This is a genomic window from Streptomyces sp. NPDC050416, assembly GCF_044458845.1.
In the GTDB taxonomy this organism is placed as follows: domain Bacteria; phylum Actinomycetota; class Actinomycetes; order Streptomycetales; family Streptomycetaceae; genus Streptomyces.
On sequence record NZ_JBITII010000006.1, the window covers coordinates 340,013 to 356,993 of the forward strand.

A 16,981-nucleotide genomic window follows, 5' to 3' on the forward strand; every position below is an offset into this window, starting at 1 on the left:
ATCGCGGATCCCAAACGCACAAGTGGGGCGTGTCACATATGAGGCATGTCGCTGTCGGTGGCGTACGGCATGATGCGTGACGTGACCGGACGACTGATGCTCCTCGACACCGCCTCCCTGTACTTCCGCGCCTACTTCGGCGTCCCGGACTCGGTGAAGGCACCGGACGGCACGCCGGTGAACGCCGTGCGCGGGCTGCTCGACTTCATCGAGCGCCTGGTCCGGGACCACCGGCCGGACGATCTCGTGGCCTGCATGGACGCCGACTGGCGGCCGCACTGGCGGGTGGAGCTGATCCCCTCCTACAAGGCCCACCGCGTCGCCGAGGAGCACGCGGCCGGCCCGGACGAGGAGGAGGTGCCCGACACCCTGTCGCCGCAGGTGCCGGTCATCGAGGCGGTGCTGGACGCGGTGGGCATCGCGCGCGTGGGCGTCGCGGGATACGAGGCCGACGACGTGATCGGCACGTTCACGGCGCGGGCGAAGGGCCCGGTCGACATCGTCACGGGCGACCGCGACCTGTACCAGCTGGTGGACGACGCGCGCGGGGTGCGCGTGCTGTACCCGCTGAAGGGCGTGGGCACGCTGCAGCTCACCGATGAGGCATGGCTCCGTGGGAAGTATGGGGTCGACGGCAGCGGGTACGCGGATCTGGCCCTGCTGCGCGGCGACCCCAGTGACGGCCTGCCGGGCGTGCCGGGCATCGGCGAGAAGACGGCCGCCAAGCTGCTGGCCGAGTTCGGGGACCTGGCCGGGATCCTGGCGGCGGTGGAGGACCGGGGGTCGAAGCTGACGCCGACGCAGCGCAGGCGGCTGGACGAGGCGCGCCCGTATCTCGCGGTCGCGCCGAAGGTGGTCCGGGTCGCGGACGACGTGCCGCTGCCGGACGTCACGACGGCGGTGCCGCGGACGCCGCGCGCCCCTGCGGAGCTGGAGGTGCTGGCGGAGCGCTGGGGACTGGGCGGGTCGCTGGAGCGCCTGCTGACGACGCTCGCGGCGTGACGGGCGCGGGGCCCCGTGGCCGTCCTGAGCCCGGTGACCCTCATCAAGTTTTCATGCGTGAGGTGTCAGGTGGGGGCGAGGTGTTAACTTAGGTAAGCCTAACTACAAGAATCAGGGAGGCCCTCATGGCAGAGCGACCGGGACGCCAGCCGCGCAAGCCGCATTCCGCTCAGGTGGTCCGCACCGAGCGGCTGACCCCCCGCATGCAGCGCGTGGTGCTCGGCGGCGAGGGCCTCGCCGACTTCGAGGCGGGCACCTGCACCGACCACTATGTGAAGCTGCTGTTCCCGCCCGAGGGCGTGACCTATCCGGAACCCTTCGACCTGCAGCGCGTCCGCGACGAGCTGCCGCGCGAACAGTGGCCGGTGACCCGGACGTACACGGTGCGCCAGTGGGACGCCGAACACCGCGAGATGACGCTGGACTTCGTCATCCACGGCGACGAGGGCCTGGCCGGCCCGTGGGCGGCCCGCGTCCAGCCGGGTGAGACCGTGTGGTTCATGGGTCCCGGCGGGGCGTACGCGCCCGACCCGGACGCCGACTGGCACCTGCTCGTCGGCGACGAGAGCGCGCTGCCGGCGATCGCCCGCTCCCTCGAGTCGCTGCCGCGCGGGGCCAGGGCCCACGCCTTCATCGAGGTCTCCGGCCCGGAGGAGGAGCAGAAGATCGACTCGGACGTGGACGTCGTCTGGCTGCACCGCGGCGACCGGCCGCTCGGCGAGGCACTCGTCGAGGCCGTGCGGGACCTCGCGTTCCCCGAGGGCCGCGTGCACGCCTTCGTCCACGGCGAGGCCCACTTCGTGAAGGAGCTGCGCCGGCTGCTCCGCGTCGAGCGCGGCATCGCACGCGAGGACCTGTCGATCTCCGGCTACTGGCGCCGCGGCCACAACGAGGACGGCTGGCAGGCCACGAAGCGCGAGTGGAACGCCCGCATCGAGGCGGAGCAGGAGAGCACCCCGGCCGCCTGAGCAACGCGAGCACGTCACGTGTCCCGGCCTCTGGCGTGCGGCAGCCTCCGGATTGCCGGGGGGTCAGGTGACGGTGTTCCTGCACCGCGCCCGTCGGGACGTCACGGCTCCCGGCGCGCCGCAGTCAGCCGCCCCGGCCTCCAGCCCATGCGCAGCCGCCGGGTCGCTCCGGCACCTGGCGTGCCGCCGTCTCCGTGGACACCGGGCCACTCGCCCCGGCCTCCCGGGCATGCCGCAGTCAGTCACCCCGCACGCGCGCGTGCAGATGCATGTCGTGCCAGCCGTCCGGGTGCAGGATGGCCCTGCGCTTCGTGCCTTCGAGGGTGAAACCGGTGCGTGAGGCGACGCGGCAGGAGGCCTCGTTGCGCACGGCGTGCAGCAGTTCGAGTCGGTGGAAACCGATCTCGTCGAGCGCCCAGTGGGCCAGTGCGGTCGTGGCCCGGGCGGCGACGCCCCGGCCGCGTGCCGCCGGGGCGGTCCAGTACGCCACCTCCGCCGTGCCGTCGTCGAGCCGTATCTCGCGCAGCGCCACCCGCCCCAGCAGCCGGTCGGAGTCCTCGTCGACGACGGCCCACTGCGCCTCCCGTCCCTCCTGCCACGCCTGCTGCCAGTCGCGGATCCAGCCGGCGACCTCCTCCTCCGAGTCGGCGGTCCGGGCGTGCCACTGATGCATCACGGGGTCCTGGAAGACCTCGTACACCGCGGGCGCGTCTCCGGCCCGCCAGGGACGCAGCAGGAGTCCGTCGCCGGTGGGAAGGGTGGGCTGGTGCCGGCCGGGAAAGGCCTCGGCGGTCAGGACAGGGCTGATGAGGAAGGGCATGGCCCCATCCTGGCAAGGGGGCGGTGGACGGCCCCAGTGGTTTTCCGCCGCTCCCGGCCGCCTCGTACGCTGGGCCGCGATGAGACGGAAGAAGCGCGTCCCGCCCCCTCCCCTGCCGCAGCGCCACGGGGTGGACCCGGTGCGGGTACGGCTGCCCGCCGCGGGGGCGTGGGCCACGGTGCGTGAGCATCTCGTGGAGCGGCTCTCGGGAGCCGGTGACGGTGTCGTCGACGGCATGTTCGACGCGGGACTCGTCGTCGGGGCGGACGGCCGGGCCGTGCCGGCGGACGCGCCGTACGTGCCCGGGATGTTCGTGTGGTTCCACCGGGAACTGCCCGACGAGGTGCCGGTGCCGTTCCCGCTGGAGGTCGTGTACCGGGACGCGCACATCGTCGTCGCCGACAAACCGCACTTCCTCGCCACCACCCCGCGCGGCAGCCATGTCGCCGAGACCGCGCTGGCCCGGCTGCGCCGCGAGCTGGGCATCCCCACGCTCGCCGCCGCGCACCGTCTGGACCGGCTCACCGCCGGACTCGTGCTGTTCACCGTGCGCCCCGAGGAGCGCGGCGCGTACCAGACGCTCTTCCGCGACCGGCTCGTGCGCAAGGAGTACGAGGCCGTCGCCCCGTACGATCCCGGACTCGCACTCCCCCGGACCGTGCGCAGCCGGATCGTGAAGGAACGCGGCGAGCTCACCGCACGGGAGGTGGAGGGCGAGCCCAACGCCGTCAGCCGCGTCGAACTCGTCGCACACCGCCCGGACGGGGCCGGCGGACTCGCCCGGTACCGGCTGGTGCCGAGCACCGGGCAGACCCACCAGCTGCGCGTGCACATGACCGCGCTGGGCCTGCCGATCCTCGGCGACCCGCTCTACCCCGAGGTCACCGCTCCCGTGCCGGCCGGTGACTTCCGGCGCCCGCTCCAGCTGCTGGCGCGGGCCCTGGAGTTCACCGACCCGGTCACGGGCGAGGAGCGCCGGTTCCGCAGCGGCCGGGTGCTCACGGCCTGGGCGTCGTACGACCGGTGGGCCGCCGGGGCGTCCGACGGCCCGTCGGACGGTCAGTAACCGCGCCACCAGCTCAGGAAGCGCTGCCAGACGCCCTTGCGGCGGGCCGGTTCCTCCGCGGCCGGCTGCGCCTGCGGCGGTACGGGGGCCGGCTGGGGTTGCGCCGGCGCCGGCTGCGGCTGTGCGCCGGCGACCGCCACGGGCTGCGGCTGCGTGATGCCGATCTGCCAGTCGGAGCGCTGGGCGGGGACGTGGTTGTGGTTCGGCGTCTCCGTCACGTCCTGCGGCGGCCTGGGCGCGAACGCCACCGGCAGGGACACCAGGTGCCGGGAGGCGATGGACGCCGTCCAGCGCAACTCGTCCTCGTCGCAGTCGAGTTCGACGTCCGGCAGCCGCATCAGCAGCGCGTCGACACCGACGTCCGCGATGGAACGGCCGATGTCCTGGCCGGGGCACTCGTGCGGGCCGCCGCCGAACGCGAGGTGCGACCGGTTGCCCTGCATGCTCGCCTTCAGGTCCGGCCGGACCCGCGGGTCGACGTTGGCCGGCAGCGGGGCGAACAGCAGCCCGTCGCCCCGGCGGATGCGCTGCCCACCCAGTTCGGTCTCCTGCTTGGCGAAGTAGGCGAAGACCGTGCTGAACGGCGGCTCGTTCCACAGCGACTGCTCCACCGCCTCCGGCACCGTCATCTGGCCGCCGTTGAGCTGGGCCCTGAAGCGTGGGTCGATCAGCACCGTGAGCAGCACGTTGGACAGCAGGTTGGCGGTGGCCTCGTAGGCGGCGAAGAGCACCAGGCGCAGGTGCTCCCTGACCTCGTCGTCCGTCAGCCGGGCCGGGTGGGTGATCAGGTAGCTGGCCAGGTCCTCCTCCGGCTGGGCGCGGCGCCGGGCGGTGAGCCGGCTCAAGGCGTCCATGACGTAGGAGTGGCTGGCGATCGCCGTCTCGGTGCCCTTGAGCGCGTCGCGGGCGGCCTCGACGAGACGGTCGTTGTACTCGTCGGGCATGCCGAGGATCTCGCACATCACCGCCATCGGCAGGTGCTCGGCGAACTGGCCGACGAGGTCGGCCTCGCCCTCCTCGCAGAACCGGTTGACGATGGCCTGCGTGCTGCGGTTGATGTAGCGGCGCAGACTGCGGAAGTCGATGGTCGAGATGGCGCCCTGGACCGCGCCGCGCAGCCGCTTGTGCTCGTCGCCCTCGGCGTGCGAGGCGATGGGCTGCCAGGCGATGTGCGGCATCAGCGGATGATCGGGCTTGACCAGGCCCTCCTTGAGCGGGGTCCAGATACGGCTGTCCCGGCAGAACTGCGTGGGCGAGCGCACCATGTGCAGGTTCTCGGCGTGGCCGAGCACGATCCAGATCGGTACGTCGTCGTGGAGCAGCACGGGCGCCACGGGGCCGTGCTCCTTCCGCAGCTGCTCGTACAGCCCTGCCAGGTCCTCCGACTCGTGCAGCCGGTGCAGCCCGCCCGGCCCGAGGCGGTGCGCGGGGCAGCCGGGGGGCGGGCCGGGCAGAGGGGTGTCCGTACCCGTCGAGGCGTGGGATTCAGGCGTCACAGTGGTCGCTCCGAAACTTTCCAGGTGTCTGGGGGGAGGTGTGGGGTGGGACGGAACCGGATCAGGTGAGCGAGTCCGTCATGGCGAGCGAGTGCAGGAAGCGCATGAGGGTCATCAGGACGTCGCGGCTGGAGGCCCGCCGCCGCGCGTCGCACTCCATGATCGGGATGTCCGGGGAGAGGTCGAGCGCCGTGCGCAGCTCCTCGATGGCGTAACGGGGCGCGTCCGGGAAGGAGTTGATGGCGACCACGAACGGCACGCCGCGCTCCTCCAGGCGCCCCATCACGTCGAAGCTGACCTCCAGACGGCGGGTGTCGACCAGCACCACCGCACCGAGCGCGCCCTCGAACAGGCCGTTCCACAGGAACCAGAAGCGCTGCTGGCCGGGTGTGCCGAAGAGGTACAGCACGAGCTGGTCGGTGATGCTGATCCGGCCGAAGTCCATCGCCACGGTGGTGGCTGTCTTGGACGCGGAACCGAAGTTGTCGTCGACACCGATGCCGGCCTGCGTCATGGTCTCCTCGGTGGTCAGCGGTTTGATCTCGCTGACCGAGCCGACCATGGTCGTCTTTCCGACACCGAAGCCCCCCACGATCACGATCTTGGCCGCGGCCTGTGCCGTGTGGGGCAACTGGTCCTCGGCCCGGGGGCCCGGGATGGTGTCAGAGCCTTTGAAGTCCATTCATCACCGCTTCGAGGAGGGAACGGTCGGGGAGCGCCTGGCGGACGATCGGGGAGCGCGCCGTCACCAGATCCGCCGTCAGCAGCTCGGTGAGCAGCACGCCCATGGCGCTGAACGGCAGGCTGAGGTAGGCCGACAGCTCGGCCACGGACAGGGGGGCGGCGCAGAGCCGGAGCAACGCCGCCTGCTCGGGTGAGGCGGAGGGCGGCGGGTCCGTGGCCCGCGCCACGATTAACGTCACCAGGTCGAGCTCGGCCCGTTCACCGTCCGGGCCGGCCACCACGTACATGCGCTCCGGGTTGCGGACCTTGCCCTCGCCCTCTTCGGGCTTGGGCGGTTCCGCGGCGGGCTCGCGCCTCTGGCGTTGAGGAGGCGTCATACGATCCGCCCGTTCCGCCGGGGCGGACTGGTCAGATGGCCGCCGATGCGGACGACGAGGTCGCGCATCATCGCGCTCATCCGGCCGGGTTCGCACCGCACGTCGGAGAGCACCGCGAGGAAGGCGTTGGCTCCGGCGCTCATCAGGTAGAAGTAGCCGCGGTCGATCTCGATCATGACGAGCTTCATCTCTCCGTCGCCGACGGTGAGTTCCTGGCAGACGCTGCCCGCGAGGGACTGCAGGCCGGCGCAGGCCGCGGCGACCCGGTCGGCCGCGTCGGGCTCGCCGCCGTAGCGGGCGATGCGCAGACCGTCGGCCGACAGCACCACGATCATCTCGATGCCCGGCACACCATCGGCAAGCTGCTTGAGCATCCAGTCGAAGTTGCCTCGCTGCTGGATCACTTGAGGTCCCCCTCGTCATCGGCCTCGGTGGGGGCCGGGTCGTTGAGCAGGTGCAGGTACTTGGTCGGGTTCCGGATGAAGTCGGTGGGGTGGGTTCCGGGCTCGATGCCTTGCTTGAGCCCCTCCCAGAACGCCTCGAGGCCCTTGCCGGGGGCGTCGGGGGCGTTCATGTCGCGCAGGGGCTTGGGCTCGGGCTCGGGCGTCGCCCAGGGGTTCGCCTCGCCCCGTGCCGCGGCCTCCCGGTCTTCCCGGTCGTAGGCGGCCTGCTGGGCGATCCGCTCGGTGAGGGACGTCTTCACCCGGCTGCGGCGCTGCGGCAGGCCGTTCGGCGTCCACTCGGTGACCACGGGGACGTCGTCGTCCTCCAGGGAGACCGTCTCGGGGATGCGCGGGTTGGTGGGGCGGCGCTTCTTCGGCGTGCGCTTCGGCCCTTCGGGGAGGCCGACCGGCATGGGGATGCCGGTGGCGCCGATGCCGTGGGCGAGTCCGACGCCGGGCTCATGGGTGATCATCTCGCTCGGCACGATGAGGATGGCGCGGACACCGCCGTACGCGGAGGCGCGCAGCGAGACCTGCATGTTGTACGCCGCGCAGAGGCGACCGACGACGGCGAGGCCGAGGCGGGGGTGCTCGCCGATGTCCTGGAGGTCGACGCCGGCCTTGGCGGCCTCCAGCATGCCCTCGATCCGGGCGCGTGCCTCCTCGTTGAGGTTGACACCGCCGTCCTCGATCTCGATGCAGACGCCGGTCTGCACCTCGGTGGCGGTGACGTGCACCTTGGTCTGCGGCGGCGAGTAGCGCGTGGCGTTGTCGAGGAGTTCGGCGGCGGCGTGGATGACCGGCTCGACGTAGATGCCCTTGACGCTGACCTTGGCGATGGAGGACAGCTGGATGCGCCGGTACTCCAGGATGCGGGACATGGCGCCGCGCAGGGTGCTGTAGAGGGACACCGGCTCGGGCCACTGCCGTCCGGGGCGACCGCCGCCGAGGACGGAGACGGAGTCGGCGAGGCGGCCGATCAGGGCGTTGCCGTGGTCGATGCGCAGCAGGTCGTCGAAGACCTCGGGGTTGCGGCCGTGGTCCTCCTCCATCTCCCGGAGTTCCTCGGCCTGCTGGTGGATGATCGCCTGGACGCGGCGGGCGACACTGACGAAGGAGCGCGCGGCGGCGTCACGCATGGTCACTTCGCGGTCGACGATCTTCAGCACCGTCAGCAGCGTCTCGGCCTGCGGCGCGGGCAGGTCTCGGTACGCGGGGTTGGCGAGGCCGAGCTTGCGAATCACCTCCCTGGGGGATTCTCCGGTGCTCAGCAGCCGGAGCGCCGCGGGGATGATCTCCCGCGAGAAGCGGACCAACTCGTTCTCGTGGGCCGCGATCCGCTGTTCCAGATGCGCGGTGTGACGGGCGTGCTCGCCCCGCTGCTTGCGCAGGGCACGGCCGCGGCGCACCGCCTCGGCCGTCGTCGCGATCACCAGCACGGTGGCGATACCACCGCACCAGCCGACGGCGAGCCGGGCCGGCGCCGTCACCAGGGCGACAGCGGCTCCGGTCGCTGCGGCCATCACTATGGCCGGCAGCAGCAGCACGCGCGCGTAGGGAAGCTCACCGCGACCAGGAGGGGATGGAACACTCACCATGTGGGCCTTCTGAAAGGAGTCGGCTGGGGTTCGGGAGGACTTACAGAGGGGTATGTCATGAAGCTGTGGGACTCTTCCGCACATTGGGGAACAAGCGCACGAATTCAGCTCAAGCCGGTGCGCTGCGGGCGAGCTTAGTCCGACCGGATCATCGCCATGTCATATTCAGCAACTGCCGGAAACCGGGCGCGACGGGATAGTACGCTCAGTCGTTTGCACGCTGCGACACCGTTCGAATGCGGCCCGTAACGACGAACGGACACGCGAAAGCCCCTCACCGCATCGGGTGAGAGGCTTCAGCGAAACGCCCCCTCAGGGGCGCGGGGAACTGCGCGAGCAACCACGAACAACCGGCACCCGCGCAGCGACAATCACCCCACCGACGAGTAGGCGACAACCCCCCGCAGCAACAGATCAACGGCCTTACGGGCGTTCTTCACCACGGAAGACCCTTGCGGAGCCGCCGCCGCGATCTGCCCCAGCACATCGATGACCTGCTTGCACCACCGCACAAAATCCCCCGCCGGCATCTCCGCCTCGCGCAGCACCTCGTCGAGCCCCTTCCCGGAGGCCCACATGTACGCGGCCCAGGCGAACCCGAGGTCCGGCTCCCGCTGCCCGACCCCCTCGGTCTGACTGATCCGGAACTCCTCCTCCAGCGCGTCCAGCCGCCCCCAGATCCGCACCATCTCGCCCAACGCGGCCTTGGCCTTGCCCGACGGCAGCTTCGGCACCAGGGCGTCGTCTCCGACCCGCGCCTCGTACACCAACGCCGAGACGCACCCGGCCAGTTCCGCCGGGCCGAGCCCCTCCCAGACGCCCTCGCGCAGACACTCGCTGGCGAGCAGGTCCAGCTCGCCGTACAGCCGCGCGAGCCGCTTGCCGTTCTCGGTGACCTCGTCGCCGCGCAGGTAGTCCATCTCGGTCAGCAGCGCCACGATGCGGTCGAACGTCCGCGCGATCGTGTTCGTACGGCCCTCGATGCGCCGCTCCAGCTGCGAGGTGTCCCGCAGCAGCCGGTGGTACCGCTCGGCCCAACGGGCGTGGTCCTCACGGTCGTTGCACCCGTGGCAGGGGTGCGCGCGCAGCGCGGTCCGCAGCCGGGTGATCTCGCGGTCATCGGCCGCCTGGGAGCGTCGCTTGCGGTGCCGGTCCGCCGGGATGTGCCCGGCCTTGGTGCGCAGCGCGGACGCGAGGTCCCGACGGGACTGCGGGGAACGGGGGTTGAAGGACTTCGGGATCCTCATCCGCTCCAGCGGCTCGACCGGCACCGGGAAGTCGATGGCCGCCAGCCGCTTCACCTGCCGCTCGGCGGTCAGCACCAGCGGGCGCGGCCCGTCGTGCTGCTCGAATCCGCGATGGCCGTTCGAACGGCCCGCGGGCAGGCCCGGGTCCAGCACCAGGGCCAGGCCCGCGTACTTGCCGGTGGGCACGTGGATGACGTCACCGGGCTTCAGCTTCTCCAGCGCGACCGCGGCCTCCGCGCGCCGCTGTGCCGCACCCTGCCGGGCCAGCTCGTTCTCCCGGTCCTTCAGTTCGCGGCGCAGCCGCGCGTACTCCTCGAAGTCGCCGAGGTGGCAGGTCATGGAGGCCTTGTAGCCCTCAAGACCCTCCTCGTTGCGCTGCACCTGCCGGGAGATCCCGACGACCGACTTGTCCGCCTGGAACTGCGCGAAGGACGTCTCCAGCAACTCGCGCGAGCGGTGCTGGCCGAACTGCTCGACCAGGTTGACCGCCATGTTGTACGAGGGCTTGAAGCTGGACCGCAGCGGGTACGTACGCGTGCCGGCCAGGCCCGCCAGGTGCTCCGGATTCATGCCACGCTGCCAGAGCACGACGGCGTGGCCCTCGACGTCGATGCCGCGCCGCCCGGCCCGGCCGGTCAGCTGCGTGAACTCGCCCGGGGTGATGTCCGCGTGCTGCTCACCGTTCCACTTGACGAGCTTCTCCAGCACCACCGAACGGGCGGGCATGTTGATGCCGAGGGCGAGCGTCTCGGTCGCGAACACGGCCTTGACCAGGCCGCGTACGAACAGCTCCTCGACGACCTCCTTGAAGGTCGGCAGCATGCCCGCGTGGTGGGCGGCGATACCGCGCTCCAGGCCCTCAAGCCACTCGTAGTAGCCGAGGACGTGCAGGTCCTCGCGCGGGATGGACGCCGTGCGCTCCTCGACGAGCGCGCGTACCCGGTGGCGCGCCTCCTCGTCGTTGAGCCTGAGGCCCGCGTACAGGCACTGCTGGACGGCGGCCTCGCAGGCGGCGCGGCTGAAGATGAAGGTGATGGCGGGCAGCAGCCCCTCGGCGTCGAGCCGCTCGATGACCTCGGGCCGGCTCGGCGTCCACACCCGGGAGCGCTGCCTGCGCTCACGCTCGCGGTCGGCCTCGCGCAGCCGGCCGCGCCGGCGGTCCTGGAACGACGGCCGGGTCGCCTCCATGCGCGCCATGCGCGTGAGGTCGGGGTTGACGGCCTTCTTGTGGCCCTCGCCCTCCTCGAACAGGTCGTACATCCGCCGCCCGGCCAGCACGTGCTGGAACAGCGGCACGGGCCGGTGCTCGGAGACGATCACCTCCGTGTCGCCGCGGACCGTGTCGAGCCAGTCGCCGAACTCCTCGGCGTTCGACACGGTCGCCGAGAGGGAGACGAGCGTGACCGACTCGGGGAGGTGGATGATCACCTCTTCCCAGACGGCGCCGCGGAACCGGTCGGAGAGGTAGTGCACCTCGTCCATGACCACGTAGCCGAGGCCCAGGAGCGTCTGGGAACCGGCGTACAGCATGTTCCGCAGCACCTCGGTGGTCATCACGACCACCGGGGCCTCGGAGTTGACGCTGTTGTCGCCGGTGAGCAGGCCCACCTTGTCCGTGCCGTAGCGGCGGCACAGGTCGGCGTACTTCTGGTTCGACAGGGCCTTGATGGGTGTCGTGTAGAAGCACTTCTTGCCCTGCTGGAGGGCGAGGTGGACGGCGAACTCGCCGACGATCGTCTTGCCGGAGCCGGTGGGCGCGGCGACCAGCACGCCCTTCCCCGCCTCGAGCGCCTGGCAGGCCTCGATCTGGAAGGGGTCGAGGCCGAAGTCGTACATCTCGCGGAAGGAGGCGAGCGCGGTGGCCTGCTCGGCAGCACGCTTACGGGCTGCCGCGTACCGCTCGGCCGGTGAGAGATCCTCTGTCATCGTGCTTTCGAGCGTACCGGGCCGCACTGACAACAGGACGATCATTATCCGGATCCGTTCCTGTGAAACCGGGGATAGGCGCAGCTCAGGGGCCGACGACCCGCACACCCCCGCGCACACAACGCGCGGTCAGCGGCAGCGGGCCGAGCGGTTCCCCGTCCGCGTACCCGGTGATCCCCTCGGCGGCGATCTCGACCCGGGCCGCCCGCAGTATGGTCACCTTCGGATGGTCGGTGTGCGTCCCCCGGTACACCCGCGGGAACACCCGCAGCAGTGTCGTACGGTCGCAGTCCCCAACCACGGTGATGTCGAACAGCCCGTCGGTCAGGTCGGCGCCGGGGCAGATCCGCATGCCGCCGCCGTACGACGAGCCGTTGCCGACGGCGACGAGGGTCGCCTCGATCTCGCGGACCTCGCCGTCGTCGAGGCGGATCCGGTACGGCACGGGCCGGAACGCGGCCAGTTCGGCGATCATCGCGAGGTCGTACTTGTAGCGGCCGGACGGCCACCGCATGCGATTGCCCCGGTCGTTGACCCGGGAGTCGAAGCCGGAGGCGAGGACCGTGCCGAACCAGTGGTCCCCCACCCGGCCGAGGTCGATGTCGCGGAGCCGGCCGCACTTGAGGGCGTCGGCGATCATGCGGCCCGCGGCGGCCGGCTCGCGTACGGGCAGGCCGAGAGCGCGGGCGAAGTCGTTGCCGGTGCCGACGGCTACCAGGCCGAGCGGGGTGCTCGTGCCCGCGACCGCCCGCAGGGCGAGCTGGGCCATGCCGTCACCGCCGACGGCTATCAGCGCTCCGGTGCCGCCCGAGACGGCGGTACGCGCGCGGGTGAGGGCGTCCGCGGCGTCCTCCCCGAGCACGGTACGCACCGAGTAACCGGCCGCCCGCAGAGCGGAAGCGGCCGGCTGCGCCGCGCGGGCGCCCCGGCCGCGACCCGCGGTGGGGTTGACGAAGAGGGTGATCTCGCTGGTCACGGGACCGACCCTATGAGCTGCCCGCCGATCTTCAGGTCACGTCGTCATAACCGTTGACCCGGTCCGTGCGATCCCCGCTCGCCTGCTCGGGCAGGGCGGCGCGGCTGGTCGTCACGGGCTCGATCTCCCCGATGTCGTCGGGGGTGAGGTCCAGCTCGGAGGCCTCGTCGTCGGCGGGGCCGAGGGCCTCGCGACGGTTGCGGCGGCGGTCGTTGATCAGCGAGAAGGCGACCGCGGCGAAGTAGAGGATCCAGATGGGCGCCGCGAGGGCCAGCATGGTCAACGGGTCGGTGCTGGGCGTGGCGATGGCCGCGAACACCGTGATGCCCATGATCATGCCGCGCCACCAGCCGAGCATGCGCTTACCGGTGAGCACCCCGGTGAGGTTGAGCATGACCAGCAGCAGAGGCAGCTCGAAGGAGAGGCCGAAGACGAGCACCATCCGCATGACCAGGTCGAGCAGGTCGTCCAGCGGGAGCAGGTTGGACGTGCCGCCCGGGGTGAACTCGAGCAGCACCTTCGCGGTGGTGGGAAGGACCGTGTACGCGAAGTAGGCGCCGACGATGAACAGCGGGGCGCCCGTGCCCACGAAGGCGTAGGCGTACTTCTTCTCGTGCCGGTGCAGGCCGGGCGCGACGAAGGCCCACAGCTGGTAGAGCCAGATCGGCGAGGCCAGGACGACACCGGCCATCAGGGAGACCTTCAGCGCCAGCGTGAAGGGGGTGAGCAGGCCGTTGATGGTGATCTGCGCGCACGGCTTCGAACCCGGCTGCGACTGGGCCAGTTCCGCGAAGGTCTTGTCACAGCCGACCGAGTCGAGGATCGGCTTGGTGATCAAGTTGATGATGTCGTTGTAGAAGAAGGCGGCGAAGACCGTGACGACGACGATCGCCAGAATCGCCTTGGCGAGCCGGTTGCGGAGCTCGCGAAGGTGCTCCGCGAGGGGCATCCGCCCCTCGGGATCCCTCTCCTTTTTGCGGGCAGACTTCAGCAACCCACGTTCCCATCTCGTGCGGCGGGCCGGAGGTCACCGGCCCTGCGTCAGCGCTTGGTCGTGTCCGTCGGCTCGTTGACCGGGCGGGAGCTGGTCACGTCACCGGGCGCTGCCTGGATGGTGCGCTGCGAGGGCTCGTCGTTGTTGGGCGGGCCGGCCGGGGTCGTGGACGACTTGCCTTCGTCCTTCATGGCCTTGGCCTCGCTCTTGAGGATGCGGGCCGACTTGCCGAGCGACCGAGCCATGTCCGGAAGCTTCTTCGCGCCGAACAGCAGGATGATGACGACGAGGATGAGAATGATCTCGGGGGCTCCGAGCCTTCCGAACATAAGTCTTTACCTTCTCACCGAGGCGGCTGTGGTGGGGTGCTGTCCGACCGGTCGGACATGTGTCCGAACGATCGTGTTGACAGCGATCGTAACGCTCAGGGGTAAACGTGAGGCAATCCCTCTGCATCCCCTGTGCGTACTCCCGTCCGCGGCCAGTGCCTCGTTAACCGGGCCGCGACCAGCAGCGTACCTGTCCGAACCGCCGAGGTGACAGGGCGAAGTGTCCCAATGCCGGACTCACAGCCGTCTGCCGGACAGCTCACAGGGCGTCCACGGACCGGGCCGCGCTCTCCGCCGCCCGTTCCAGGTCCTCAGCGGCCCGGTTGATACGGCGCGCCGAGTCCGAGACCTGGCTGCCCAGGCGCTGTGCCTCGACGAAGACCCGCACGGCGAGCACCCCGAGCACGGCGAGACCCACGAATCCCACGGCAATCGCGAACATCGGCCAGAACATGACGCCGAGCCTAGACCCTTCCGACGGGCCGGATTCCCCGGCCCACTAGACGGTGGAGTGCAGCCGCAGGGTGCGTACCCCGCCGTCGGTGAGCAGTTCCACGATCCGCTCCCCCGCGGGCTTGCGGACGGCCGCGCCGCACTCCGGGCAGGTGAAGGAGTAGAAGGTGGTGCGGCTCGTGGCCCCGATGGCGAGGCGCAGGGCGCCCGCGGTGAGCTCGAAGCGCTCCCGGCAGTCCGGGCAGCCCGCCCGGAACACCACCGGGGCCACGCTCCTCATCCCGGCGAACGCGGACTCCACCGTCGTGCCCGCCGCACCGGACGTCACCGACTCGCTCACAGCCCTGGCTCCTCTTTCTCGGGTCGTACGCCTCGCGGGCGCCACGGCCGGTGTCGCGGGACGACCGGCTCCGGCCGTCGACGCCGGCGGCACCCGCGGCTCACTCGCGTCTGCCGTCCGGCCCGTCCGCGACGGCGTGCACCGCACGCGGCCCGTCCGTGTCGCCGGCCTCGGCCCCGCCGGCCGCCGCCACGGCCTCGATCCCGTCGTACGCCGCCAGCGCCTCGCGGGCCGCCTGCCGGGCGCTGTCCGCCAGCTCGGGCGGCGACACGATGCGGCCGTCCCGCCCGAGCCGCAGCGCCAGACGCCGCAGCGACGCCGGTTCGGGGGTTCGCAGAGTGATACGCAGGCCGCCGTCCGGGAGCTCGTCCGCACTGTCGTGCGGGTAGTACTCGGCGACCCAGCGGCCGCCGGGCCCGACCTCGACCACGACCTCCGGGTCCTCGGCCGCGGGCTGCACCAGCGCCTCGGACAGGTCCCGCAGCTCGATCTCGGGCGGCGCCGACGGCTCGTCGAGGATCTTGATCTCGGCGACCCGGTCCAGCCGGAAGGTGCGGCGCGCCTCCGAGCGGCGGCACCAGGCCTCGACATACGTGTGCCCGACGCTGACCAGGCGGATCGGGTCGATCTCCCGCTCGGTGACCTCGTCGCGCGCGGGCGAGTAGTAGCGGATCCACAGCCGGCGGCGCTCGGCGATCGCCCGGTCGACGTCCGCGAAGACCCCGCCCTCGGACTCGAAGGTCACCGACAGCCGCGAGCTGGCACCCGCCGCCTCACCGGCCGCCGTCTCCACCTTGGCCGTGGCCCGCAGCAGGGCCTGCCGGTCGCTCTCGCGAAGTCCGGGCAGCGTGGCCACGGCCCGGGCGGCGACGAGCAGGGCGGTGGCCTCGTCGGCGGCGAGCCTGAGCGGCTCCGCCGCCTCCGCCGCGAGGGCGGCCGGATTGTGCCACCAGATGCGCTCGCCGTCGGTGTCGATGTCGAGCAGGTCACCGCCGCGGAAGCTGGTGCCGCACATGGGCAGCACATCGAGGTCGGAGACCAGCTCGTCCTCGGTGATGCCGAAGGCGCGCGCGACGTCCTCGACCCGGGCTCCGGGGCGCTCCCTGAGATACGTCACCAGGGAGAGCATCCGTCTGGTCTGGTCGATGGCGTTCACGGGCCTGACCGGTTTGCCTGCCACTGTCTCGTCCGCTCCCCCTCAGCCCTTGGCCACGGCCCGCAGCCGGTCCACCACGTCGGCCCGCAGCTCGGCGGGCTCCAGGACGACCACGTCCGGCCCGAACTCCACCAGCCAGGCGTCCAGCCCGTGGCCGTACGGAATCTCCAACTCGTCCCAGCCGTCACCGAGTTCCCGGACCGAGGTGGCCTTCGCCCGAAGGGGGTACCCCGCGCCCGAGCGCAGCCGGATCCGCGCCGAGCGGTCGGTGATCTCCCCGGCCCAGCTCGCGACGGTCTCACGGACGGTGACGACGTCCGGCACGTCGGCGGTGTACCGGCCGCCGCGGGAGCGGACCTTGCCGGTGATCCGGGACAGCCGGAAGACCCGCTCGGCGCCCCGGTCGCGGTCCCAGCCCGCCAGGTACCAGTGGCCCCGCCAGCACTCCAGCGCCCACGGCTCCACGTGCCGCTGCTCGGGGTGGGCGGCGGTGGCCTTGCGGTAGTCGAACGCGACGGGCCGGCGGTCCCGGCAGGCGAGCATCAGCGGCTCGAACGCCGCCTCGTGCACGGGGATGCGCGGCTCCAGCGCGCCGTGCGACCCGTACGGATCGACGTCCTCGGGGAGTCCCGCGGCGCGCAGCTTCTGCAGGGCGCCGCTGGCGGCGCCGGCGAGCCGGGCCTGCTGCCACACCTTGGCGGCGAGCCCGAGTGCGGCGGCCTCCTCGGCGTCCAGGGTGATGGGCGGGAGGCGGTTGCTGTCGCGGCGGGCCAGATAGCCGACCTCGCCGTCGAGGCTCTCGACGGTCTCGATGACCAGTCCGAGCTCGCGCAGGTCGTCCTTGTCCCGCTCGAACATGCGGTTGAAGGAGTCATCGTTGCCGCCCGGGCCGTTTCCCGGCCCGAAGGCCTCGACGTAGGCCTCGATGGAGTCGCGCAGCTCACGCTTGCTGAGCGGCCGCCGCGTCCCGAGCAGACACAGCGCCAGATTCATCAGCCGCTCGGCCTTGGCAATGGCCATCGACGCGCTTCGCCTCCCTATGTGCTTGACGACGTTGACCGTACCGCCCCGCGGTGGCCCGGCAAAAGCCGAGGGCCCATGCCCGA

17 protein-coding genes are annotated in these 16,981 nt (G+C 71.5%); 3 read left to right on the top strand and 14 right to left on the bottom strand.

Annotated features, from left to right (window positions below; translation table 11 throughout):
- Positions 1-45: 45 nt before the first annotated feature.
- Together ACIBL4_RS21235 and ACIBL4_RS21240 are read left to right on the top strand one after the other, a co-directional pair.
- A complete protein-coding gene (locus tag ACIBL4_RS21235) occupies positions 46-1,002 on the top strand; it encodes a 5'-3' exonuclease H3TH domain-containing protein (RefSeq protein WP_399412256.1) in 957 nt (318 codons plus the stop codon).
- A 125-nt stretch (positions 1,003-1,127) separates the two neighbouring features.
- Complete coding sequence (locus ACIBL4_RS21240) at positions 1,128-1,970, top strand: siderophore-interacting protein (RefSeq protein ID WP_399412258.1); 843 nt, start codon at positions 1,128-1,130, stop codon at positions 1,968-1,970.
- A 238-nt stretch (positions 1,971-2,208) separates the two neighbouring features.
- Here ACIBL4_RS21240 and ACIBL4_RS21245 read toward each other — a convergent pair whose 3' ends face one another.
- Complete coding sequence (locus ACIBL4_RS21245; RefSeq protein WP_399412260.1) at positions 2,209-2,790, bottom strand: GNAT family N-acetyltransferase; 582 nt, start codon at positions 2,788-2,790, stop codon at positions 2,209-2,211.
- A 79-nt stretch (positions 2,791-2,869) separates the two neighbouring features.
- Between ACIBL4_RS21245 and ACIBL4_RS21250 the strand changes: the two genes are divergently transcribed.
- Positions 2,870-3,856: an RluA family pseudouridine synthase gene (locus ACIBL4_RS21250; RefSeq protein WP_399412262.1), complete on the top strand. Its 987-nt coding sequence runs from the start codon at positions 2,870-2,872 to the stop codon at positions 3,854-3,856.
- Here ACIBL4_RS21250 and ACIBL4_RS21255 read toward each other — a convergent pair.
- The 13 genes from ACIBL4_RS21255 to ACIBL4_RS21315 all read right to left on the bottom strand — a co-directional run bounded on the left by ACIBL4_RS21255 (position 3,850) and on the right by ACIBL4_RS21315 (position 16,895).
- Complete coding sequence (locus ACIBL4_RS21255) at positions 3,850-5,352, bottom strand: cytochrome P450 (protein WP_399412264.1); 1,503 nt, start codon at positions 5,350-5,352, stop codon at positions 3,850-3,852. The genes ACIBL4_RS21250 and ACIBL4_RS21255 overlap by 7 nt on opposite strands.
- Before the next feature lie 61 nt (positions 5,353-5,413).
- Positions 5,414-6,034 carry a GTP-binding protein gene (locus tag ACIBL4_RS21260; RefSeq protein WP_399412266.1) on the bottom strand — a complete coding sequence of 207 codons (621 nt, stop codon included), beginning with the start codon at positions 6,032-6,034 and terminating at the stop codon, positions 5,414-5,416.
- The gene (locus tag ACIBL4_RS21265; protein ID WP_356925556.1) at positions 6,015-6,413 is read right to left on the bottom strand and encodes a DUF742 domain-containing protein; all 399 of its coding nucleotides are present in this window, start codon (positions 6,411-6,413) and stop codon (positions 6,015-6,017) included. The genes ACIBL4_RS21260 and ACIBL4_RS21265 overlap by 20 nt, the downstream gene beginning before the upstream one ends.
- Positions 6,410-6,817 carry a roadblock/LC7 domain-containing protein gene (locus ACIBL4_RS21270; protein ID WP_399412268.1) on the bottom strand — a complete coding sequence of 136 codons (408 nt, stop codon included), beginning with the start codon at positions 6,815-6,817 and terminating at the stop codon, positions 6,410-6,412. The genes ACIBL4_RS21265 and ACIBL4_RS21270 overlap by 4 nt, the downstream gene beginning before the upstream one ends.
- Positions 6,814-8,454, bottom strand: a complete 1,641-nt coding sequence (locus tag ACIBL4_RS21275) for a sensor histidine kinase (RefSeq protein WP_399412270.1) — start codon at positions 8,452-8,454, stop codon at positions 6,814-6,816. Before ACIBL4_RS21275 ends, ACIBL4_RS21270 begins: the two co-directional genes overlap by 4 nt.
- A 371-nt stretch (positions 8,455-8,825) precedes the next feature.
- Positions 8,826-11,672, bottom strand: coding sequence for a DEAD/DEAH box helicase (locus tag ACIBL4_RS21280; RefSeq protein ID WP_399412272.1), 2,847 nt, complete (start codon positions 11,670-11,672; stop codon positions 8,826-8,828).
- Positions 11,673-11,712: 40 nt separating this feature from the next.
- Positions 11,713-12,603: a diacylglycerol kinase gene (locus ACIBL4_RS21285; protein WP_399412274.1), complete on the bottom strand. Its 891-nt coding sequence runs from the start codon at positions 12,601-12,603 to the stop codon at positions 11,713-11,715.
- A 31-nt stretch (positions 12,604-12,634) separates the two neighbouring features.
- Positions 12,635-13,597, bottom strand: a complete 963-nt coding sequence (gene tatC / locus ACIBL4_RS21290; RefSeq protein ID WP_399412276.1) for a twin-arginine translocase subunit TatC — start codon at positions 13,595-13,597, stop codon at positions 12,635-12,637.
- A gap of 47 nt (positions 13,598-13,644) precedes the next feature.
- On the bottom strand, positions 13,645-13,926 hold the full coding sequence (gene tatA / locus ACIBL4_RS21295) for a Sec-independent protein translocase subunit TatA (protein WP_010045330.1): 282 nt from the start codon (positions 13,924-13,926) through the stop codon (positions 13,645-13,647).
- 259 nt (positions 13,927-14,185) lie between these two features.
- Positions 14,186-14,380, bottom strand: coding sequence for a hypothetical protein (locus tag ACIBL4_RS21300; protein WP_399412279.1), 195 nt, complete (start codon positions 14,378-14,380; stop codon positions 14,186-14,188).
- A gap of 45 nt (positions 14,381-14,425) precedes the next feature.
- Positions 14,426-14,719: a hypothetical protein gene (locus ACIBL4_RS21305; RefSeq protein ID WP_399412281.1), complete on the bottom strand. Its 294-nt coding sequence runs from the start codon at positions 14,717-14,719 to the stop codon at positions 14,426-14,428.
- Between the two features lie 100 nt (positions 14,720-14,819).
- Entirely contained in the window at positions 14,820-15,899 is a 1,080-nt protein-coding gene (locus ACIBL4_RS21310; RefSeq protein WP_399412284.1) for a helix-turn-helix transcriptional regulator, read from the bottom strand.
- Between the two features lie 18 nt (positions 15,900-15,917).
- Positions 15,918-16,895, bottom strand: a complete 978-nt coding sequence (locus ACIBL4_RS21315) for a helix-turn-helix transcriptional regulator (protein ID WP_399412286.1) — start codon at positions 16,893-16,895, stop codon at positions 15,918-15,920.
- Between the last annotated feature and the right edge of the window lie 86 nt (positions 16,896-16,981).